Origin of the sequence: Mongoliimonas terrestris, from assembly GCF_001927285.1 — a bacterium.
GTDB classification, from domain to species: domain Bacteria; phylum Pseudomonadota; class Alphaproteobacteria; order Rhizobiales; family Pleomorphomonadaceae; genus Chthonobacter; species Chthonobacter terrestris.
This window is the reverse complement of sequence record NZ_MSIG01000019.1, coordinates 1-20,884: the sequence shown is the minus strand read 5'-3', so window position 1 is coordinate 20,884 and position 20,884 is coordinate 1. Positions and strand designations below refer to the sequence as shown.

The 20,884-nt window shown below is 70.5% G+C and carries 19 protein-coding genes; 15 read left to right on the top strand and 4 right to left on the bottom strand.

All coding sequences use genetic code 11. The annotated features are described in order from the left end of the window. Positions 1–33 precede the first annotated feature (33 nt). Complete coding sequence (locus tag BUQ68_RS19815) at positions 34–372, bottom strand: DUF2834 domain-containing protein (RefSeq protein WP_075217760.1); 339 nt, start codon at positions 370–372, stop codon at positions 34–36. Between the two features lie 112 nt (positions 373–484). Between BUQ68_RS19815 and BUQ68_RS19810 the strand changes: the two genes are divergently transcribed. Then, a complete protein-coding gene (locus BUQ68_RS19810; protein WP_075217759.1) occupies positions 485–1,318 on the top strand; it encodes a helix-turn-helix domain-containing protein in 834 nt (277 codons plus the stop codon). 128 nt (positions 1,319–1,446) lie between these two features. Continuing rightward, positions 1,447–2,193, top strand: coding sequence for a phosphonate metabolism transcriptional regulator PhnF (gene phnF / locus BUQ68_RS19805; RefSeq protein WP_075217758.1), 747 nt, complete (start codon positions 1,447–1,449; stop codon positions 2,191–2,193). A 13-nt stretch (positions 2,194–2,206) separates the two neighbouring features. Here the strand turns inward: phnF and BUQ68_RS19800 are convergent, their stop codons facing one another. Next, complete coding sequence (locus BUQ68_RS19800; protein WP_075217757.1) at positions 2,207–3,430, bottom strand: alpha-D-ribose 1-methylphosphonate 5-triphosphate diphosphatase; 1,224 nt, start codon at positions 3,428–3,430, stop codon at positions 2,207–2,209. 817 nt (positions 3,431–4,247) lie between these two features. Here BUQ68_RS19800 and BUQ68_RS19795 point away from each other — a divergent pair. The 6 genes from BUQ68_RS19795 (at position 4,248) to BUQ68_RS19770 (ending at position 10,687) form a co-directional block, all read left to right on the top strand. After that, complete coding sequence (locus BUQ68_RS19795) at positions 4,248–5,432, top strand: ABC transporter ATP-binding protein (protein WP_075217756.1); 1,185 nt, start codon at positions 4,248–4,250, stop codon at positions 5,430–5,432. 4 nt (positions 5,433–5,436) lie between these two features. Then, entirely contained in the window at positions 5,437–6,378 is a 942-nt protein-coding gene (locus tag BUQ68_RS19790) for a carbohydrate ABC transporter permease (RefSeq protein ID WP_075217755.1), read from the top strand. Beyond that, a complete protein-coding gene (locus BUQ68_RS19785) occupies positions 6,378–7,274 on the top strand; it encodes a carbohydrate ABC transporter permease (RefSeq protein ID WP_083656740.1) in 897 nt (298 codons plus the stop codon). Before BUQ68_RS19790 ends, BUQ68_RS19785 begins: the two co-directional genes overlap by 1 nt. Positions 7,275–7,434: 160 nt before the next feature. Beyond that, positions 7,435–8,742 carry an ABC transporter substrate-binding protein gene (locus BUQ68_RS19780; protein ID WP_075217754.1) on the top strand — a complete coding sequence of 436 codons (1,308 nt, stop codon included), beginning with the start codon at positions 7,435–7,437 and terminating at the stop codon, positions 8,740–8,742. Positions 8,743–8,892: 150 nt separating this feature from the next. Beyond that, on the top strand, positions 8,893–9,750 hold the full coding sequence (locus BUQ68_RS19775) for a metallophosphoesterase family protein (RefSeq protein WP_075217753.1): 858 nt from the start codon (positions 8,893–8,895) through the stop codon (positions 9,748–9,750). 28 nt (positions 9,751–9,778) lie between these two features. Further along, positions 9,779–10,687 (top strand): CehA/McbA family metallohydrolase, encoded by a 909-nt coding sequence (locus BUQ68_RS19770; protein ID WP_075217752.1) that lies wholly within the window; start codon positions 9,779–9,781, stop codon positions 10,685–10,687. Positions 10,688–10,732: 45 nt separating this feature from the next. On the opposite strand, the gene BUQ68_RS19765 is transcribed toward BUQ68_RS19770, so the two are convergent. Continuing rightward, on the bottom strand, positions 10,733–12,325 hold the full coding sequence (locus tag BUQ68_RS19765; RefSeq protein ID WP_075217751.1) for a gamma-glutamyltransferase family protein: 1,593 nt from the start codon (positions 12,323–12,325) through the stop codon (positions 10,733–10,735). Between the two features lie 418 nt (positions 12,326–12,743). Between BUQ68_RS19765 and BUQ68_RS19760 the strand changes: the two genes are divergently transcribed. The 6 genes from BUQ68_RS19760 to BUQ68_RS19735 all read left to right on the top strand — a co-directional run bounded on the left by BUQ68_RS19760 (position 12,744) and on the right by BUQ68_RS19735 (position 19,568). Further along, positions 12,744–14,339, top strand: coding sequence for an ABC transporter substrate-binding protein (locus BUQ68_RS19760; RefSeq protein WP_245293328.1), 1,596 nt, complete (start codon positions 12,744–12,746; stop codon positions 14,337–14,339). A 105-nt stretch (positions 14,340–14,444) separates the two neighbouring features. Continuing rightward, the gene (locus tag BUQ68_RS19755) at positions 14,445–15,398 is read left to right on the top strand and encodes an ABC transporter permease (protein ID WP_075217749.1); all 954 of its coding nucleotides are present in this window, start codon (positions 14,445–14,447) and stop codon (positions 15,396–15,398) included. Between the two features lie 3 nt (positions 15,399–15,401). Beyond that, on the top strand, positions 15,402–16,298 hold the full coding sequence (locus BUQ68_RS19750; RefSeq protein ID WP_075217748.1) for an ABC transporter permease: 897 nt from the start codon (positions 15,402–15,404) through the stop codon (positions 16,296–16,298). A 3-nt stretch (positions 16,299–16,301) separates the two neighbouring features. After that, on the top strand, positions 16,302–17,363 hold the full coding sequence (locus tag BUQ68_RS19745) for an ABC transporter ATP-binding protein (RefSeq protein ID WP_075217747.1): 1,062 nt from the start codon (positions 16,302–16,304) through the stop codon (positions 17,361–17,363). Next, complete coding sequence (locus tag BUQ68_RS19740; protein WP_075217746.1) at positions 17,360–18,367, top strand: ABC transporter ATP-binding protein; 1,008 nt, start codon at positions 17,360–17,362, stop codon at positions 18,365–18,367. The genes BUQ68_RS19745 and BUQ68_RS19740 overlap by 4 nt, the downstream gene beginning before the upstream one ends. A 16-nt stretch (positions 18,368–18,383) precedes the next feature. Then, positions 18,384–19,568, top strand: a complete 1,185-nt coding sequence (locus BUQ68_RS19735) for an amidase (RefSeq protein ID WP_075217745.1) — start codon at positions 18,384–18,386, stop codon at positions 19,566–19,568. A 44-nt stretch (positions 19,569–19,612) separates the two neighbouring features. Here BUQ68_RS19735 and BUQ68_RS19730 read toward each other — a convergent pair whose 3' ends face one another. Then, positions 19,613–20,275 carry an aspartate/glutamate racemase family protein gene (locus BUQ68_RS19730; RefSeq protein ID WP_075217744.1) on the bottom strand — a complete coding sequence of 221 codons (663 nt, stop codon included), beginning with the start codon at positions 20,273–20,275 and terminating at the stop codon, positions 19,613–19,615. 42 nt (positions 20,276–20,317) lie between these two features. On the opposite strand from BUQ68_RS19730, the gene BUQ68_RS19725 reads away from it, so the two are divergent. Next, positions 20,318–20,791, top strand: coding sequence for a RidA family protein (locus BUQ68_RS19725; protein ID WP_075217743.1), 474 nt, complete (start codon positions 20,318–20,320; stop codon positions 20,789–20,791). The last annotated feature ends 93 nt before the right edge of the window (positions 20,792–20,884 follow it).

Here is a 20,884-nt window from a genome sequence, read left to right as displayed (position 1 = left end):
AACGCCTCCGCCCGGCCGGGTGCCCTGCTGCGCTCAGGCGAGCCCGCCGGCCCGGTCCGCCATGCCGGCCGGCCGGGGATCGGCGGCACTGGCCGCCGGCTGGCGGACGATCAGGTAGACGAGCGGCCCGAACGAGCCCGCCGCCAGGGTGAGCGCCACGTAGGGCCAGGGATTGCGGCCGGTGCGCCGGGCGTCCCGCACCATCCAGACCATGACGAGCACGAGGGCGATGACGAGATCCACCAGCACCTGGGCGCCGCCCAGCGTCTGGAAATGGGGGGCGATCAAACCCCAGTAGCCATGCTGCCAGAGGGCGGCGGCGCTGAGTGCGCCGAAAGCGGCGAGCGTGACGAGAAGGATCGGGCGTTGCATTGGATTGCCTCCGTTCGAGGGGTGACGCCACCGAGCCTGCGGCCCCCGGCGGATGGCGGCAATTACCTGGCAGGTCATTGAACCGGGTCGGGGCCTCCGTCACTCTCGGCCCATGGACGACGCCACCCACACCTTGCCGATCACCTTGCAGCGGGCGAGAAAGGCGAGCCGGATCAGCCAGCTCGACCTGGCCCTCCGGCTCGGCATCTCGCAGCGCCACGTGAGCTTCGTGGAAACCGGCCGGTCGCGGCCGAGCCGCCCGCTCCTGCTCGCCTGGCTGCAGGAGATCGACTGCCCGCTTGCCATCCGCAACGCCGCGCTCCTCCAGGCCGGCTATGCGCCGGCCTACGGGTCGGGCGATCCGGACGACCCGGCTTGGCGCCAGGCGCACGCCGCGCTCGCCGGACTTCTCGACGCCCACGACCCCATGCCGGCGCTGGTGCTCGACGCCGGATGGACCGTGGTGCGCTTCAACCGCGGCGGCCTCTGGCTCGCGACGCTCCTGATGCCCTTCCTCGCCGATCGGCCGGCCGGCGCCCCGCTCAACATGCTGGACGCGCTCGCCCATCCGGACGGACCGGTGCGGTCCATGACCAACCTCGCCGAGGTCGGACCGGCCCTCCTCGCCCACCTCCGCCAGGAGGCGGCCGCCCTGCCGGCCCTCACGCCGAAGGTGGAGACGTTCGCGGCTCTCCTGAAGGCCCGCCTCGGCCCCCGTCCGGCCGGCCTCGGCGCGAGCCCGGGCCATCCGCCGGCGCCCGTGCTGACCACCCGGTTCGCCACGCCTGTCGGCGAACTCGCCTTCTTCAGCCTGTTCACCACCTTCGGCACGCCCCAGGACATCAGCCTGGCGTCGCTCCGCCTGGAGCACATCTTCCCCGCCGACCCGGCGACCGCCGCGATCGTGCGGGCGGCCGTCGACGGGTCTGGACGGCCGCCCCGCTGATCCGGGTCGCGTCATCAGCCTGTTATGGCGGGACGCTAGGGGCTTCCGCCGGGGCGGAGCCGACGATGGACCCGTGCGGTCTCCGCCCCGCGGGCCGCCGTCGGCAGCCCTCGCGCGCGGAAGGCACCATGGGCCGGGAATCCTGGAAGGTGATCAGAGACACGCTCGCCGCGCGGATCGCCGCCGGCGACCTGACGCCGGGCACCCGCCTGCCGACTGAGCCGGAGCTCTGCCGCGCCTTCGAGGCCGGCCGCCATTCGGTGCGCCGGGCGGTGCAGGCCTTGGCCGTGGAGGGAAAGCTGCGGGTGGTGCAGGGCAGCGGCACCTTCGTGGAGGCCGCGCCGCTCATCAACTACACCATCGGGCGGCGCACCCGGTTCCGGCAGAACCTCCTGCGCCAGGGCATCCTGCCGGCGGGCGAACTCTTCCTTGCCGATGTCGTGCCGGCAAGCGGACGGGTGGCGGCGGCGCTCGGGATCGCCGAGGGCGACCCGGCGCACCGGCTGGTCAACCGGGCTCTCGCCGACGGGGTTCCGATCAGCCTCGGCCTCTCCTTCCACCCGGCGGCGCTCTTTCCGGACCTTGGCGCCGAGCGGGCGAAGGGACGCTCCGTGTCCGACATCTACCGCGACCATGGCGTCCCGGATTATGTGCGCAAGCGCACCACCCTGTTCGCCCGCCGCCCGGACCCGGAGGAAGCCGCGCTCCTCAACCAGCACACCGACCAACCGGTGATGGTGCTGACGAAGACCGACGTGACCCTCTCCGGCACGGCCATCGGCTATGCGGAGACCGTGTGGGCCGGAGACCGGGTGCAGTTCACCTTCGACGGCCTTGACGACGGCGCGGCGGACGAACCCATCCCGCCGGCCTGATCGGCAACCCGCGTCAGCCTTCCGGAACGGCGCGGTAGGCTTCGCGCCCTGCCACCAGGGTCAGCCGGATCACCGGCACGCCGCCCTCCGGCCAGTCGATCAGCACGAGATCGGCCCGCTTGCCCGGCGCGATGACACCCCGGTCGTGAAGGCCCGACGCAGCCGCCGGGTTTTCCGCCACCCGTTTCCAGAGCGCCGGCAGGGGCGCCACCCCGTCCGCTTGCAGGCGGGCGACCGCGAGCAGCATGGCCGGGTAGTAGTAGTCCGACGCCAGGATGTCGCAGAGATCCGCCGCAATCATCTCAGCCGCGCCGGGCGAGCCAAGATGGCTGCCGCCGCGGGCGGCATTGGGCGCCCCGAACACGATCGCGTCCCCGGCCGCGCGGGCCGCCTCGGCCACTTCCCGCGTCATCGGGAACTCGCTGATCCGGGCGCCCAGTCCGCGATAGTAGTCGCGCGTCACGATCTGGCTGTCGTCGTGCGAGAGCATGGAGACGTTCGCCGCCCGGCCCTTGGCGGCCACCGTCTCCACAACGGCCGGCACCTCCGGACGCCGCGCCCAGATGCGGCCGATCAGGTCCACGAAGGCGGTGGTGGACATGTGCGAGCGCTTGGCCCGGGCCTCCATCTTGGCGGCGAAGTCCGCCGTCGTCATGTCCACCACGGGGAAGTCCGGATCCTGCTCGAACGGGCGCGTCTGCAGCGGCACGGAGGGGTGGAGCAGCGCCATGGACGTGTGGTCGTTGAAGGCGATCGACGGCGCCAGCGGGCCGTCGAGCGCCGCTTCGATTAACGGCAGGGCCTCGAAGCAGAAGGTCTCCCAGCGCAACTGCACCCGGTTCTCGACGGTGAGCCGGGCCGCCAGATCGCGCAGCCCGTTCACCACCGCCCAGCCGGTGTCGACGGAGCGCAGGCCCGGTTCCCAGCTGAGCGTCAGGGCGTGGAACGCCGTGGCGATGCCGTTCGCCGCCAGCTGCCGATCGGTCTCCAGCAGCGCCGGGGCCACCGGCAGACCCACGCCCGGCCGCGGCATCAGCTGGCGCTCGAAGGCGTCGCCGTGGATGTCCACCATGGCGGGCGCCAGGATGTGGCCCCGCGCTTCGATCACTCGCGCCCCGTCGCGCGGCTCGTCGAGCCCGGTGATCCGGCCGTCCTCAACCCGGATGGAGACCGTCTCCAGCCGGTCGTCCAGCAACACCGCGGCGCCCCTGATCTCCACAGCCGTCATGTCCGACATCCTCGCTCTTCATCGCGAACGGCCCCGCGCCCCTGGGCGCGTCACGCCCTGACCGGTCGTCCGTTCGCATCGTCGCCGGTGCTCTAGCGACCTCTGATGACACTTCTTTGCGCCTCGGCGGAAGCGCCGCATCGTGGCGGCCCGAAGAGCGCCGGACGGACCCGCGCGAAAACGGCTGATCTGCAGGGTTCTCGGCCGGCCAATCCGATCCGGTCGCAAAAGCTTCACCCGGGCGACGCCGAAAATTCATCCGGATGACGTGCCCCGGTCACCGGCAAGGCTCACCGTTTGCCTTATGCGATGTCTTGGTCGAGGCGCCGTCCGGCGCCTTGCCCCTGGTGCCCCCCGCGCATCGCTCGAGGCTCCGATGCGCACCAAGAACGACTGACCGACACACTTTCCGTGCCGGTGAGCCCCATGAGCAGCGCTGACGAACGCGACCCGTATAGCAGGTCCATTCTCCGTACCTTGGTCGACACCTGCCCTGCAGAACGTCAGCGCTGGCACGCGTAGAGATAAAGTTTGACGAAATTTCTCAGCCGCAACGGTCATCCGTTGTGGCTTTTTCTGCTTGAACTTCCATCTTTACTTATTTCTACTGCGGCTGATCATATTTCATTCGTTGACTGTTCATGAAACCGTCAGCGACCTCTGCGATCAAGCCACCGCGAAAGCATGCAGGCGGCCCTCGAAGGGCAATCGGCGGCAGCCCACGGTGAGCCCGCCTGCAATCGCCCAACGCTCGTTCCAAACTCGTTGGCCGACGGCGCTCCGCCGTCGCCGCGGATGGACGACACCGAAGAGACGGAGTGCCCTCATGGCTGCGCTGGAAATCGATACCGTCTCCAAGTCCTTCGGCGGCTCGGCGGTCCTGAAGGCCGTGTCGCTCGACGTGCGGGACGGGGAGTTTCTGACCCTTGTCGGCTCGTCCGGCTGCGGCAAGTCCACGATCCTCCGTGTCATCGCCGGCCTGGAGCCGCAGGACGCCGGCGCGGTCCGCATCGGCGGCCGGCCGGTGGATCACCTGCGCCCGAAGCAGCGCAACGTCGCCATGGTGTTCCAATCCTACGCGCTCTATCCGCATATGAGCGTGAAGGACAACATCGCCATGCCGCTGATCATGCAGCGGCTGCGTCTCGCCGAGCGGCTGCCGCTGGTCGGCCGCCTGTCGCCCCGGCGCGCCAAGGTGATGGCGGAGATCGACGGGGAAGTCGGCGCGGTGGCGCGCCAGCTCCATATCGAACAGCTCCTCGCCCGCAAGCCGGCACAGCTCTCCGGCGGCCAGCGCCAGCGCGTGGCCCTCGGCCGCGCCATGGTGCGCCGTCCGGACGTCTTCCTGATGGACGAGCCGCTCTCCAACCTGGACGCCAAGCTGCGCGTCCACATGCGCACCGAACTCACAGACCTCCACCGCCGGCTCGGCGTCACCTTCGTCTACGTGACGCACGACCAGGTGGAGGCCATGACCATGTCGGACCGGGTGGCCCTCATGGACGAGGGCCGGATCGTGCAGCTCGGCACGCCCGCCGACCTCTACCACGACCCGCTGGACCTGCGCGTCGCACGCTTCATCGGCAGCCCGGGGGTGAACGTGCTGCCCGGCACGGTGACCGGTGCCGGCGTGGAGGTGGGCGGCGCGCAGCTGCCGCTGCCGGTCGCCGCCGCCGAGGGCGCGGCCGTCCAGGTGGGGCTTCGCCCCGAGACCCTGTCGCTCGACCCGCCGGCCGGCCGGCCGGTGCTGAAGATCCGTCTCAGCGCCACCGAGAACCTCGGCGCCGAGGTCTTCCTGCACGGGCGGGCGGACGGCGCCGGCGACAGCCCGATCATCATCCGCGCGCCGCTCGACGCCTTCGACCGCGCCCGCGCGGCGGGCCGCCTCGACGGCACCGTGACCGTGGCGGTCGACCCGGCCCGCGCCTTCGTGTTCGACGCGGACGGCCGGCGCGTCGGGCGGCGGCCCGTCGAGGCCGCCGTGGTCCGCATGCCCGTGCCGGCGGAGTGAGCCGATGACCGTTCTCGCCGCCCCCTCCACGCCCGCCCCCGCCCCGGCCGCCGCCACCGTCCGCAGGGCCGTCCAGAGCCGCGTCGAGGCGCGCGCCGGCTATCTCTTCGCCACGCCCGCCCTGGTGCTGATCGTCACGATCCTCCTTGCGCCGATCGCCGTCGTCATCGCCCTTGCCTTCACCGACTACCAGCTCGGCGCGGTGGAATGGGCCTGGATCGGCCTCGGCAACTACGAGCGCATGCTCGACGACCCGGTGTTCTGGCGCTCGCTCGCCAACACCTTCATCTACGTGGCCATCGTGGTGCCGGGCTCCGTCGTCTTCGCCCTCGTGGTGGCCATCCTGGTGAACGAACGCAAGAAGACCCGCACGCTCTACCAGATCATCTACTTCCTGCCGGTGACCACCACGCTGATTGCCATGTCGGTGGTCTGGCACTTCGTGCTCAACCCGCAGATCGGCCCGATCGCGGCGCTCCTGCGCAGCCTCGGCCTGCCCGCCATGGACGTGTTCGGCGATCCGGACCTCGTGCTCGCGGGCCTCGCCACCATCGGCATCTGGCAGCTGGTGGGCTTCAACATGGTGCTCTTCCTCGCCGGCCTCACCGCCATCCCGCGCGACCTCTACGACGCCGCCGACATCGACGGGGCCGACCACCCGTGGGACCGGTTCGTGCGCGTCACCTGGCCGATGCTCGGCCCGACCACGGTCTTCGTCGTCGTGACGACCACCATCACGGCCTTCCGGGTCTTCGACACCGTGGCGGTGATCACCCGCGGCGGCCCGCTCGGCCGCAGCGAGGTGTTGCTCTACGCCATGTACCTGGAAGGCTTCCAGTATTTCGACATCGGCTATGCCGCCGCGCTCACCGTCGTCTTCCTCGTCACCGTTGTGGCGCTCGCCGTGATGCAGGCCTTCTTCCTCGATCGCAAGGTGCACTACTGATGACCGCGCCAAGCCCCGCCCTGAAGCCGACGGCCGGCGCCCTCTTCAAGGAGCGGCTGCGGCTGCTCCGTCCGGACCGGATCGTCGGCGGCCTCGTCGCCCACCTGGTGCTGATCGCCGGCGCGCTCTTCGTGCTCCTTCCTTTCGTCTGGATGCTGCTCACCTCGGTGCGCAAGCCCGACGAGGTGTTCACCGCCGGCTTCAACCCGATCCCGGACAGCTTCCACGGCGTGGAGAACTACGGCCATGCCCTCAACCAGTCGCCGCTCCTCCAGTTCATGGGCAACGGCGTCATCGTCTGCGCCGGCATCCTGGTGGTCCAGCTCCTGGTGGCACTGCCGGCGGCCTACGCGCTCGCCAAGCTGGAGTTCCGGATCCGTCCGCTGCTCTTCGTCCTGGTCCTTCTCGGCCTGACGGTGCCGCCCCAGGTCACCGCCCTGCCGCTCTACATGGGGCTCGCCAGCCTGGATCTTCTCGACACCTACTTCGCCATCATGGTGCCTTTCTTCCTGTCGGTGTTCGCTATCTTCCTGTTCCGGCAGTTCTTCAAGACCTTCCCGATGGAGATCATCCACGCGGCGCGGCTCGACGGCTTCACCGAGCTGGAGATCCTGATCCGCATCCTGGTGCCGAGCGCACTGCCGGCGATCGCCGCCTTCTCGGTCTTCTCCATCACCTCGCACTGGAACGACCTCTACTGGCCGCTGGTGGTCACCACCTCGCCGGAGCACGCCACTCCGCCGCTCGGCATGATGATCTTCCGCGACCAGGAGACCGGGTCCAACTACGGCGCGCTGATGGCGGGCGCCGCCATCATCACCGCGCCGCTGGTCATCACCTTCCTCATCGCCCAGCGCCAGTTCGTCCGCGGCATCACCATGACCGGCGTGAAATAGCCGCCGCCCTCGCCCAGGCGGCAGCCTGCCGCCCGGCCTGCCGGCGGCCGTTCGCCGCCGATGTCTCCGGTGGCCCGTCGCCGCCGGTCTCCCCGACGGTCGTTCACCGCCGGGCACCGCCCCCGCCTTGTCCTCGCCTGACCCACCGGAGTGCTCACCCATGCAACGCAGAACGGTTCTCAAGGGCTTTGCCGCCGCCGCGGCTTCGGCCGTCGCCATGCCGGCCATCGTCACCCGCGGCTTCGCCGCCGAGACGATCGAGCTGGACGTCGTCCACTGCTGGCCCGGCCACGACAAGTTCCACACCGCCATCGCGGACGAGTTCATGGCCGCCAACCCGGCGATCAAGATCAAGTTCGGCACCTCCCCGGCGAGCTACGAGGACGGCCACCAGCAGACCCTGCGGCAGGCCATGACCAACCAGCTGCCGGACATCTTCTATTCCGGCTTCCACCTGCTGCCGCCGCTCGCCCGCACCCTGAAGACCCGAGACCAGTTCGTCGCGCTCGACCCCTTCATCGCCGCCGAGGGCGACGCCTGGAAGACGCTCAACTACGCCGACCGCATCCTCGACCTCGGCACCGTCGACGGCGAGCAGGCCGGCATGGCGTTCAACACCTCCACGCCGATCGTCTACTTCAACGCCGACCTCGTCCGCGCCGCCGGCGGCGACCCGGACGCCTTCCCGACCGACTGGGACGGCCTACTCGACCTCTCCGCCCGCATCGACGCGCTCGGCGAGGACACCGACGGCATGTTCATGTCGCTCCACACGGGCACCGACGACTGGATGTTCCAGGCGATGATCTTCCAGTACGGCGGCTCCCTGATGGACCCGACCGACAGCAAGGTGGCGTTCGGCGACGCCAACGGCCTGGAGGCGGTGAAGCTGATGCGCCGCTTCGTCACCGACGGCAAGATGAAGCTCGGCGAGGAGCAGCAGGCCCGCCAGCAGTTCTTCGCCGGCAAGACCGGCATCATCTTCCAGTCCACCGCCTCGCTGAAGGCCACCACCGACAGCGTCGGCGGAACCTTCGAGCTGCGCACCACCCGCTATCCCATGGCCGACAAGGAGAAGGGCGGCCTGCCGACCGGCGGCAACGCCGGCCTGATCCTCACCAAGGACGAGGCCCGGCAGAAGGCCGCCTGGGAGTTCCTGAAGTGGGTGACCGGCCCTGAAGGCCAGAAGGTGGCGGTGCTCGCCTCCGGCTACATGCCGGCCAACCAGCGCGTCATGGAGAAGGACTATCTCGGCGACTTCTACGCCGCGAACCCGAACTGGCGCACGAGCATCGAGCAGATCCCGGTCGCCCGCAAGTGGTACGGCTACCCGGGCACCAACAGCGTCAAGATCGGCCGCACCCAGAAGGAAGTGATCGCCCTCGTCATGCGCGGCGACACCACCCCGGAAGCCGGCCTGGAGCAGCTGGTCCAGATGACCAGCGATCTGCTGCCGAAGCTGCCCTGATCGGTCCAAGCCAAACGGAAAGCGCGTGACCGTCGGACGCAAGCGACCGTCACGCGCCCCCTCGTCAGACGGCCGCTCCCGGTGCCTTCCGGCCCGGGGGCGGCTTCGCCGTCCGCCCCCTCCCCCTCTTCGCCGCCAGGACCTGTCGCCATGTCGACCTTTACGCTCGTCCAGCTCTCCGACATCCACCTCAGCCGCTCGCGCCCCTTCTTCCAGTTCAACTACGATATCGCCCTTGAAGCGGTGGCCGACATTGAGCCGGACGTCATCGTGGTGACCGGCGACCTCGCCCTCAACGGGCCCGACGACGCCGACGACATCGCCTTCGCGGCAAGCCAGCTGGAGCGCCTTCCCGCCGCCTGGCACGCGGTGCCGGGCAACCACGACGTCGGCCTCGTGCCGTTCGACGGCGGCCTGCACCAGGCGATCGACGACACCCGCCTTGCCGCCTACAAGGCCGTGTTCGAGGAGGACCGCTTCGTCACCAAGGTCGGTGGCTGGACCTTCGTCGGCCTCAACAGCCAGCTCCTCGGCAGCGGCCTCGACGCCGAAGGCGAGCAGGAGGACTGGCTCGCCGCCACCCTCGCCGCCGCCGACGGCCCGATCGGCCTCTTCCTGCACTATCCGCTCTTCCTGGAGAGCCCGGACGAGGCCGTCGACAGCCATTCGGTCGTCCGCCCCGCCCCGCGCCGCCGCCTCCTCGACCGGCTCGCCGGCGACAAGCGCGTCCGCCTCGTCGGCAGCGGCCACCTGCACCAGGAAAAGCGCATGGACGTTGGCGGCATCCAGTACCAGTGGGCGCCCTCCACGGCCTTCATCACCACCGAATCCGACCACGGCGGCGAGGCCTACGCGGGCTTCCTGGTCTACCGCTTCGACGGCGAGACCGTGTCGGTGGAACGGGTGGAGCCGCGCTGGATGATCAACCACGACATCCGCAACTGGGGCCGCAGCGAGCCGCACGGCTACTACGAGATCGTCAAGCGCCCCTTCCCCGCCATCCTCTGATCCCGCCCTCCGGACCTGGAGCCATCCCATGCCGTTCGCCGTCTTCGACAAGCCCGGCCGCTTCCTGCGCGGCAACCTGCACACCCATTCCACCCGCTCCGACGGCGCCCTGGCGCCCGAGGAGGTCTCCCGCCGCTATAAGGCGATGGGCTACGACTTCTACTGCCTCAGCGATCACTTCCTGAAGGACTACGGCTTTCCGATCACCGACACCCGCGAGCACCGGGCGGAGGGGTTCACCACCCTGATCGGCGCCGAGATCCACGCCGGCCTCACCAGCCAGGACGAGATCTGGCACATCCTCGCCGTCGGCCTGCCGTTCGACTTCGCGCCGACCGCCGACGACGAGACCGGCCCGGCGCTCGCCCGGCGCGCGGCCGAGGCCGGCGCCTTCGTCGCCATCGCCCACCCGCAGTGGTACGGCCTCACCCTTGCCGACGCCGAGGCCCTCGACGCCGCCCACGCGGTGGAGATCTACAACCACGGCTGCGCCGTCCACAGCGACCGCCCGGACGGCACCGCCCTCCTCGACGCGCTGCTCTCCACCGGCCGCCACGCCACTGCCATCGCCACCGACGACGCCCACTTCAAGGACACGGCCGAGGAGAACGCCGACGCCTTCGGCGGCTGGGTGATGGTGAAGGCCGAGGAGAACGCGCCGGACGCCATCCTGGCGGCCCTCAAGGCCGGCGACTTCTACGCCAGCCAGGGCCCGGAGCTCCGCCACGTGGCCGTCGACGGCGACGACATCGTGATCCGTTCTTCCGCGGTGGAAAAGGTGATCCTGCTCGGGCCGGGCGCCCGCTCGCGCGTCGTCTCCGGCCACGCCATGACCGAGGCTCGCCTGTCGCTCGCCGGCTTCTCCGGCGGCTGGATCCGCATCGTCGCGGTCGATGCCGCCGGCCGGCGCGCCTGGTCCAACCCGGCCCGCCTCTGATCCCAAGCCCGAACGGGCCGGGGTCACCCCCGGCCCGCGCGCGCGTCAGTAGCCGAGGGCGCAGCCGTCCTTGCGGTGGTCGGACCCGCCGAACAGCGACCCGGTCGCCGCGTCGATGAGAATGGCCTGCGACCCGCCGATCGGGCCGCGGGCCGGCCGCACATCGTAGCCCCGCCGCTCCAGATCCGGCCCGTGCGAGGCGAGCAGCCGCCCTTCCGCCTCCACGATAGCGGTGCCCGGAAACGGGAAGAGCCGCGGCAGTTCCATGGCGCTCTGCAGGTCGAGCCCCTGGTCGAAGACACGGGCCAGGAGCACCGCGTGCCCCATGGCCTGGTAGTGGCCGCCCATCACGCCGAACGGCATCACCGCCCGGCCGTCCTTCGTCACCATGCCGGGAATGATGGTGTGGAGCGGCCGCTTGCGCGGACCCACCGCGTTCGGATGGCCTGCCTCCACCCGGAAGCTCTGGCCGCGGTTGTGGAGGAGAACGCCGGATTTCGGCGCCATGATGCCGGAGCCATAGCTGTCGAAGATCGAATTGATGAAGCTCACCGCCGTGCGGTCCTTGTCGACCACGGCGATGTAGACCGTATCCCGGTGCGCCGGCACCTCGTAGGCCGGCAAGGCGGCGATCGCCCGGGCCGGGTCGATCATGGCGGCCAGCCGGTCGGCGAGCGCATCGGAGAGAAGGTCGTCCACCGGCACCGGCCCGCCGTCCGGATCGCCCACGACCCCGTCGCGCACCGCATAGGCGAGCCGGGCGGCCTCGATCTCGACGGCGATGCCGTCGAAGTCCTCCGGGTCGGTCCACGGCGGGAAGCGCTTCAGGATGTTGAGGATCATCAGCGCCACGATGCCCTGCCCGTTCGGCGGGCACTCGTGGACGGTATAGCCCCGATAGTCCGTCCGCACCGGCGCCACATAGGCGCCCGCCGCCGCGGCGAAGTCGTCCAGCGTGTGAAAGCCGCCCCGCGCTTCAAGCGTCGCCACCATGTCCTCGGCCACAGAGCCCCGGTAGAAGGCGTCGCGCCCATCCCGGCCGATCGCCTCGAGCGTGTCGGCGAGCCGCGGCTGGGTCTGCAGTGCGCCGATCGGCGGCGGGTTGCCGTCGACGAGAAAGGTCGCGCGCGTCGTCGGGTCGGCGCGCAGAAGCTCGGCCTGGGTGCCGATGTCGCGGGCGACCCGCGGCGTGATCGGATAGCCGCCGCGGGCGAGCGCCACCGCCGGGGCGAGCACGTCGGCGAGCGGCATCCGGCCGTGATCCGCGACCAGCCGCGCCCAGGCGTCGATGGCGCCCGGCACGGTCACCGCGTGCGGCGACGTGCGGGCGATGGCGGTGACGCCGCGGGCGACCAGCCGGTCGATCGTGAGGCCCGCCGGCGTCCGCCCGGACCCGTTGTAGGCCAGCACCGGATCCCGGCCGTCCTTGGCGATCAGCGCGAAGCAGTCACCGCCGATGCCGGTGGAGCCGGCCTCCACCACGCACTGGACCGCGCAGGCCGCCACCGCCGCGTCCATCGCCGTGCCGCCGGCCTTCAGCACCTCGACGGCAGTCAGGGTGGCGGTCGGGTGCGAGGTGGCCGCCATGCCGCTGCGGCCCACCGCCAGCGACCGCCCGGGTTGCTCAAAGTTGCGCATGCGTCCGTCCGTCTCCTCTCCGCCGGGCGGCCGCGACGAACCCGCTGGCGGCCCGCCGCCCGTCCGGACGATCGACGCCACCATGCCGGCTGGTCGCGCGGGCCTCAACGGCAATTCCGGCGCCGCGTCCCCGCGTCCCGAAGCCACACGGCCCTTCGCGCCCGCCCGCCCACCGCCGGACCGGGCCGACTGCCGCTAACGTCCAATATTTAGGCAAGTATCCGTTCTTTTGCTTAGGGAGTGTCCCGGTAACCCAGGGCTTCCATTCCACCGGCCAGCCGTCCTTCCGGATGGGCGCGGATGCCCGGGAATTCATCGCATTTTCTCCGGATGGCACATGCCTTGCGTTCAGCGATCCCCATGCGCCCCCCGGGGGGTGCCTCCAAGGACCAATGATGCAAGGGCCCAAACGATGCTGATGAAGACTTTGCGAACCGCCGCCATAGCCGCCATGGCTTCCGCCCTGATGGCGACGTCCGCCCTGGCTCAAGGCACGCTGCGGATCGGCATGACGGCGTCCGACATCCCGCTGACCACTGGCCAGACGGACCAGGGCGGCGAGGGCATGCGGTTCATGGGCTATACGGTCTACGACGCGCTGATCAACTGGGACCTGTCGAGCGCCGACAAGCCCTCCACCCTCAAGCCGGGCCTTGCCACCGAATGGTCGGCGGATCCGGCCGACCTCACCAAGTGGACCTTCAAGCTGCGCGACGGTGTCAAGTTCCACGACGGCAGCGCCTTCACGGCCGATGCGGTGGTGTGGAACCTCGACAAGCTCCTCAAGGAGGACAGCCCGCAGTACGACAGCCGCCAGGCGGCCCAGGGCAAGAGCCGCATACCGGCGGTTGCGAGCTACAAGGTGGTGGATCCGCTGACTGTGGAGATCATCACCAAGCAGCCGGATGCCACCCTCCCCTACCAGCTCGCCTGGATCCTGATGTCGTCGCCGGCCAACTGGGAGGCCCAGGGCAAGGACTGGAACGCCGTCGCCTCCAAGCCCTCCGGCACCGGCCCGTGGAAGCTGACGGCCTTCACCCCGCGCGAGCGGGCCGAGATGGAGCCCTTCGCCGACTACTGGGACAAGGACCGGGTGCCCAAGCTCGACAAGCTGGTGCTGCTGCCGCTGCCGGAGCCGAACGCCCGCTCGGCCGCGCTCCTCTCCGGCCAGGTCGACTGGATCGAGGCCCCGGCGCCCGACATCGTGCCGCAGCTCACCGGCAACGGCTTCACGATCGTCTCCAACACCTTGCCGCACAACTGGACCTGGCACCTCTCCCGCGTGGAGGGCTCGCCCTGGAACGACATCCGCGTGCGCAAGGCCGCCAACCTCGCCGTCGACCGCGAGGGCATGAAGCAGCTGCTCGGCGGCCTGATGGAGCCCGCCAAGGGCTTCCTGCCGGCGTCGTCGCAGTGGTTCGGCAGCCCGGAATTCGTGCCGACCTACGATCCGGAGGCCGCCAAGGCGCTGCTCGCCGAAGCCGGCTACGGCCCCGACAAGCGGCTCGCCGTGAAGGCGCTCATCTCGCCGTCCGGCTCCGGCCAGATGCTGCCGCTGCCGATGAACGAGTTCATCCAGCAGAACCTCGCGGCCGTCGGCATCGACGTCACCTTCGAGGTCGTCGAGTGGAACACGATGATCAACATCTGGCGCGCCGGCGCCAAGAGCGAGAACGCGCTCGGCACCCAGTCGATCAACTTCTCCTACTTCATCCAGGACCCGTTCACCGGCCTCATCCGCCATCTCTCCTGCGACCTGATCGCGCCGAACGGCACCAACTGGGGCCATTACTGCGATCCGGAGATGGACGCGCTCTTCAAGGAGATCCGCGGCACCTTCGACCCGGAGGCCCAGGACGTAGTGCTGCAGAAGACGCATGAGAAGTACGTCAACGACGCCCTCTTCCTGATGGTCGCCCATGACGTCGCCCCGCGCGCCATGAGCCCGAAGGTGAAGGGCTTCGTGCAGGCGCAGAACTGGTTCCAGGACTTCTCGCCGATCACCGTCGAGTGAGCCGACGCGCGCGGCGGCCGACGGGCCGCCGCGCGCCCGCCTATCGCCGCCGCCCCGCCGCCGCGGCGGGCCGAGGTCGTCACGCTGCCCGCGAGGCAAGGCTCCATGCTCATCTATTTCCTGCAGCGGCTGGTCTCCGTCATCCCGGTCGCCCTCGGCGTCAGCCTGATCTGCTTCATGCTCGTCCACATCGCCCCCGGCGATCCGCTGACCGCCGTGATGCCGGTGGACGCCACCGCCGAGCAGCAGGCGGAGATGCGCGCCGCCTACGGGTTCGACAAGCCGCTGCCGGTGCAGTTCGTGCTCTGGCTCGGCAACGCGCTGACCGGCGATCTCGGCACCTCCATCGCGTCGGGCCGGCCGGTCGCCGACGAGGTCATGCGGGCGGTCGGCAACTCGCTGATCCTCGCCTTCTTCGCCTCGGCCATCGGCTTTCCGCTTGGCATCCTGTTCGGCTTCCTCGCCGGCACCTACAAGAACGGCGTGGTCGACAAGGTGATCACCGGCATCGCCATCGCGGGCGTCTCTGTGCCGAACTACTGGCTCGGCATGGTGCTGGTGGTGATCTTCTCGGTCTCGCTCGGCTGGCTCCCCTCCATGGGCGCCGGCCCGGGCGGCTCCACCGAATGGGCCTGGGACTGGGAGCACCTGCGTTTTATCATCCTACCCGCCATCACCCTCGCCGCCGTGCCCATGGGCATCGTCACCCGCACGGTCAGGGCCCTCGTCGCCGACATCCGCTCGAACGACTTCGTCACCGCTCTCTACGCCAAGGGCCTCATGTCCCGGCACGTGGTCGCGCACGTGATCCGCAATGCCGCCCCGACCGCGCTCTCCGTGGTGGGCATCCAGCTCGGCTACCTCCTCGGCGGCTCCATCCTGATCGAGACGGTGTTCAACTGGCCCGGCACCGGCTTCCTCCTCTCCAACGCCATCTTCCAGCGCGACCTGCCGCTCCTGCAGGGCACCATCCTGGTGCTCGCCCTCTTCTTCGTCGTCACCAATCTCCTCGTCGACCTCGCCCAGCCCCTGATCGACCCGCGTATCCGGAGAACCTGAACGATGGCCAGCATCGGGACCAGCATCGCCGCCAGCGGCCCGCCGAAGGCCGTGGTGCGATCGAAAGGCTACTGGAGCGGCGTCGGCGCGCGCCTGCGGCGCGACCCGGTCGCCCTCGTCTTCGGCACCTTCCTCTTCGCCATCATCGGGGCGGCGATCTTCGCCCCCTACCTCGGCCTGCAGGATCCCTACGCCGGCAGCATGGTGAGCCGGCTGAAGCCCGTCGGCACGCCGGGCCATCTCCTCGGCACCGACGAGCTCGGCCGCGACATGCTGGCCCGCCTCATCTACGGCGGCCGGCTCACCCTCCTCCTCGGCCTCCTGCCGGTGCTCTTCGCCTTCATGATCGGCACGGTGCTCGGCGTCCTCGCCGGCTTCGTCGGCGGTCTCGTCAACGCCGTGATCATGCGCACGGTGGACGTCTTCTTCGCCTTCCCGTCCGTGCTCCTCGCCATCGCCATCTCGGCGGCGCTCGGCGCCGGCATCATCAACAGCATCGTGTCGCTGACGCTCGTCTTCATCCCGCCGATCACCCGGGTGGCCGAAAGCGTGACCGCCTCGGTGCGAAACCTGGAGTATGTCGACGCGGCGCGCATCTCCGGCGCCAGCGCCTTCACGGTTGTGCGCGTGCACGTGCTCGGCAACGTGGTGAGCCCGATCTTCGTCTACGCCACCAGCCTCACCAGCGTGTCCATGATCCTCGCCGCCGGCCTCTCCTTCCTCGGCCTCGGCGTGAAGCCGCCGGAGGCCGAGTGGGGGCTGATGCTCAACACCCTCCGCAGCGCCATCTACATCAATCCGCTCATCGCCGCCCTGCCCGGCGTGATGATCTTCATCACCTCCCTCTGCCTGAACCTCCTGAGCGACAGCCTCAGGACAGCGATGAACATCAAGGACTGAGCCATGGCCGATACCGTCGTCGACCCCCGGCCGGACCGTGGCGGTCCCGCCCAGCCCCTCGTCATCGCGAAGTCGCTGAAACGGCACTTCACCATCTCCAAGGGCCTCTTCGGCATGAAGGCGAGCGCCGTCCGCGCCGTCGACGACGTCTCCTTCACCGTCGAGAAAGGCGAGACCCTCGGCATCGTCGGCGAGTCTGGCTGCGGCAAGTCCACCACCGCGCGCATCCTCGTCGGGCTGACGCCGATCGACAGCGGCGACCTCATCTTCGACGGGGAGCAGCTCGGCGGCGACCTGACGCTGAAGGACTTGTGGGCCGGCGTGCAGATGGTGTTCCAGGACAGCTACGCCTCGCTGAACCCGCGCCTCACCATCGAGGACACCATCGCCTTCGGCCCGCGCATGCGCGGCACGTCCACCGACGACGCCCGCGCCCTCGCCCACGAGCTCCTCACCCGTGTCGGGCTCGCGCCGGAGCGCTTCGCCGGCCGCTATCCGCACGAGCTGTCCGGTGGCCAGCGTCAGCGCGTCAACATCGCCCGCTCGCTCGCGATCCGGCCCCGGCTCGTCATCCTGGACGAGGCGGTCTCCGCCCTCGACAAGTCGGTGGAGGCGCAGGTCCTCAACCTCCTCACCGACCTGAAGGCCGAGTTCGGTCTCACCTACGTGTTCATCTCCCACGACCTCAACGTGGTCCGCTACATCTCAGACCGGATCATGGTGATGTATCTCGGCGAGGTGGTGGAGATCGGGCCGGTGGAGAAGATCTGGCAGCGCCGGGCGCACCCCTACACGGCCGCCCTCTTCGCCGCCATGCCGTCCATGGACCCGGACGACCGGACCGAGGTGCCGCCCCTCGCCGGCGATCCGCCGAACCCCATCGACCCGCCCTCCGGCTGCCGCTTCCACACCCGCTGCGCCTTCGCCGAGCCCATGTGCGGCACCGCGCGCCCCACGGCCATGCCGGTCGCCGGCGACGCGGACCACATGGCCGCCTGCCACATGCTCGACCCCGCGTCGGGCCACAGCCGGGCCGCCGCCCGCATCGCGGAGCTCGCCGCATGACCGAGGCCCTCGTCGACATCCGCAACCTCAACGTCCGCTTCCACGGCGCCCGCACGGTGCACGCGGTCAACGGCCTCGACCTCAGCCTGAAGCCCGGCGAGGTGCTGACCATCCTCGGCGAATCCGGCTCCGGCAAGAGCGTGACGCTGAAGGCCCTCCTCCGCCTCCTGCCGGAGAAGCGCACCGCCATCTCCGGCGCCATGACGGTGGACGGCATCGACGTCATGAGCCTCAAGGGACGGGCCCTTGCCGACTATCGCGGCGGCACCACGTCGATGATCTTCCAGGAGCCCATGCTGGCCCTCGATCCGGTCTACACCATCGGCGAGCAGATCGCCGAGGCCGTCTGCCGGCACAAGGGCATCTCCCGCTCCGCCGGCATGGACGTGGCGCTCGACATGCTGAAGAAGGTGCGCATCCCCTCGCCGGAGCGCCGCCTGAAGAACTACCCGCACGAAATGTCCGGCGGCATGCGCCAGCGCGCCATGATCGCCCTCGCGCTCTCCTGCCGGCCGAAGCTGCTGCTCGCCGACGAGCCCACCACGGCGCTCGACGCCACGGTGCAGATCCAGGTGCTGCTTCTCCTTCGCGAGTTGCAGAAGGAGTTCGGCATGGGGATCATTTTCGTCACCCACGACATCGGCGTGGCGGTGGAGATCTCCGACCGGATCGCCGTCATGTATGCCGGCACGCTGATCGAGACTGGCACCACGCGGGAGATCATCCGCGACGCGCGCCACCCCTACACGCGCGGCCTTCTCGCCGCCAACCTCCACGACGTGACGCCCGGCACGCGCCTGGAGGCCATCCCCGGCGCGCCGCCCGCCCTCGACGCCCGGCCGACCGCCTGCTCCTTCGCGCCCCGCTGCCCGGAAGCCGGCCCGGTCTGTTCCGCCGCCCTGCCGCCGGTGCTGACGCCGGGCGCCGGCCGCCGGGTCGTCTGCGTGCCGAAGGCCGACCGCTTCGCCGGCGCGACGTCCGCCGCACCCGCCGTCAACGCCTGATTGGATACGCATCCCCATGCTGCTCGCCGATGATCCCGTGCATGCCTTCATGCCCTACCCGCCCGTCCCGGTGGACAGTGCGGCCGACGGCCCCCTCGCGGGCCTCACCCTCGCGGTGAAGGACCTCTTCGACGTGGCCGGCTACCGCACCGGCTGCGGCAGCCCGCTGAAGCTCGCCGAGAGCGACGTGAAGACCCGAACCGCGCCCGCCATCCAGGCCCTCCTCGACGCCGGCGCGCGCTTCGTCGGCAAGACCCACACGGACGAACTCGCCTGGTCGCTCTACGGCCTCAACCCGCACTTCGGCGCGCCGATCAACACCGCCGCGCCGGACCGCATCCCCGGCGGCTCCTCGTCGGGATCGGCGGCAGCCGTGGCCGCCGGTCTTGCGGACATCGGCGTCGGCACCGACACCGGCGGCTCGGTGCGGGCGCCGTCCAGCTTCTGCGGCCTCTGGGGCCTGCGCCCCAGCCACGGCCGGATCTCGCTCGACGGCTGCATGGCCCTCGCGCCGAGCTTCGACACCTGCGGCCTGTTCGCCCGCGATCCGGCCGTGCTCGCCGCCGCCGGCGCGGCCGTGCTCGGTCCGGACACGACCGGCGGCGCCGAAGCCCGGCTTCTCCTTGCCCGCGACATGGCCGACCGGCTGGCGCCCGGCCCCCGGGCGGTGTTCGACACCGTCGCGGCCGGCTTCGACGCCGCGCCGGTCGCGATCTATCCGGACATCGGCGCGGCGGGCCTCTACGCCAACTACCGCGTGCTGCAAGGCGCCGACGCCAAGCGCGCCGTGGTGCCCTGGATGGAGCGTTCGCGCATGCCGCTCTCCGCCGGCATCGACCAGCGCTTCGCCCACGCCCGCAGCATCACGGAAGGCGAGGAGTCCGTCGCCAACGCCGTCCGCGCGGGCTTCCGCACCGCCATGGATGCCCTTCTCGGCTCCGACGGCGTTCTGATCGCCCCCGCCGTCCACGACGCGCCCTTCCGCCTCGACGCCGGCCCGGAGGTGTTCGACGGCTTCCGCCATGACGCCATGGCGCTCCTCTGCGTCGCCGGCATGAGCGGCCTGCCGCAGGTGGTCATGCCCGCCGGCATGGTGGACGGCGCGCCCTACGGGGTGTCGCTGATCGGCCCGCGCGGGTCGGACCTCTGGCTGATCGGCGTCGCCGCCCGGATCGCGGCCTCGCGCGGCCCCTCCGCCTGATCAGTGGCGCTGAACGTCTCGATCCGGCGCGCTGGGCCTCAGCTTCAAGGCGCCGCCGCCTGGTCGATCAGCATCCGGATCCGCCGCGCTGCCGCCGGCAGAGGCTCCACGATCGTCACGCCAAGCCGCCCGCGAAGCCCGGCCGCGGCGGCGGCCAGTGGACCGCCGCCGATGATCACCGCGTCGGCGCCGGCTTCCGCCGCCCGTTCGGCGGCGTCCGCCAGGGCGTCCTGCAGCCGCGCCGGATCCGCCACCAGGGCGACCGGGTCGCCCGGGGTCAGCATCGTGCCGGCGAACCGATCGGAAAGGCCCAGGGCCGCAGCCTTCGCCGCAATGGCGTCGACGAGGCCGGGTGTGGTGGTGGCGACCGCAAAGCGCCGCCCGCCCGCCGCGGCCTCCAGCATGCTGGCCTCGCCGATGCCGGTGACCGGGATGGCGAGCCTACGCCGGACCCGGTCGATGCCAGGATCGCCGAACGCCCCGACGACGACGCCGACAACGGGCTCGTCGCCGGCCATTATCTCGGCCGCCATCGCGTCCACCGCGTCGGCGCCGACGGCGAGGGCCGCGGCGTCGACGATCATGGGGGCGCCGAACGGAGCGGTGCGGCCGACGAAGCGGAGGCCCGTCCCGGCCTCCGTGGCGATGGACACCATGGCGGCCGTGGTGGCCGCGTTGGTGTTGGGATTGAGAAGGAGAACCGTCATGACTATCGCCTGTCCGCCCGTCCGCCGCGCCGTGGTGGCATCATGAGCGCCGAACCGTCGCCGGTCGAGGCGCGCCTCGCCGCGCTCGGCCTCAGCCTGCCGCAGAGCGCCCCGTCGCGGGCCAACTTTCTGCCGTATCGACAGAGCGGCAACCTCCTCTTCCTCGCCGGCCAGATCTGCGAGTGGGAAGGCGTGCCGCAGCACTTTGGCCCGATGAGCGCCGAGGTCGACATGGCGCTGGCCGAGAGCGCGGCCCGCCTCTGCGCCCTCAACCTCCTCTTCGCCATCAAGTCCGCGGCCGGGTCGCTCGACCGGGTGAGCGCGGTCATCCGCCTCGGCGGCTTCGTCAGCGCGCCGCCCGGCTATCCGGACGGACCGAAGGTGGTCGACGGCGCCTCCAACCTCTTCATCGCCCTCTACGGCGATGCCGGCCGTCACGCCCGCACCGCCGTCTGCGTCTCCAGCCTCCCGGCCAACGCCCTCGTGGAGGTGGACGCCATCGTGGAACTCGCCTGACGGAGATTGGTACCGATTGCTGTGATGGCGGTGCCCACTCACCACCCTCCCCCTCCTCCTCCCCCGCCGTCATCAACTCAGTTCTGCAGGTTC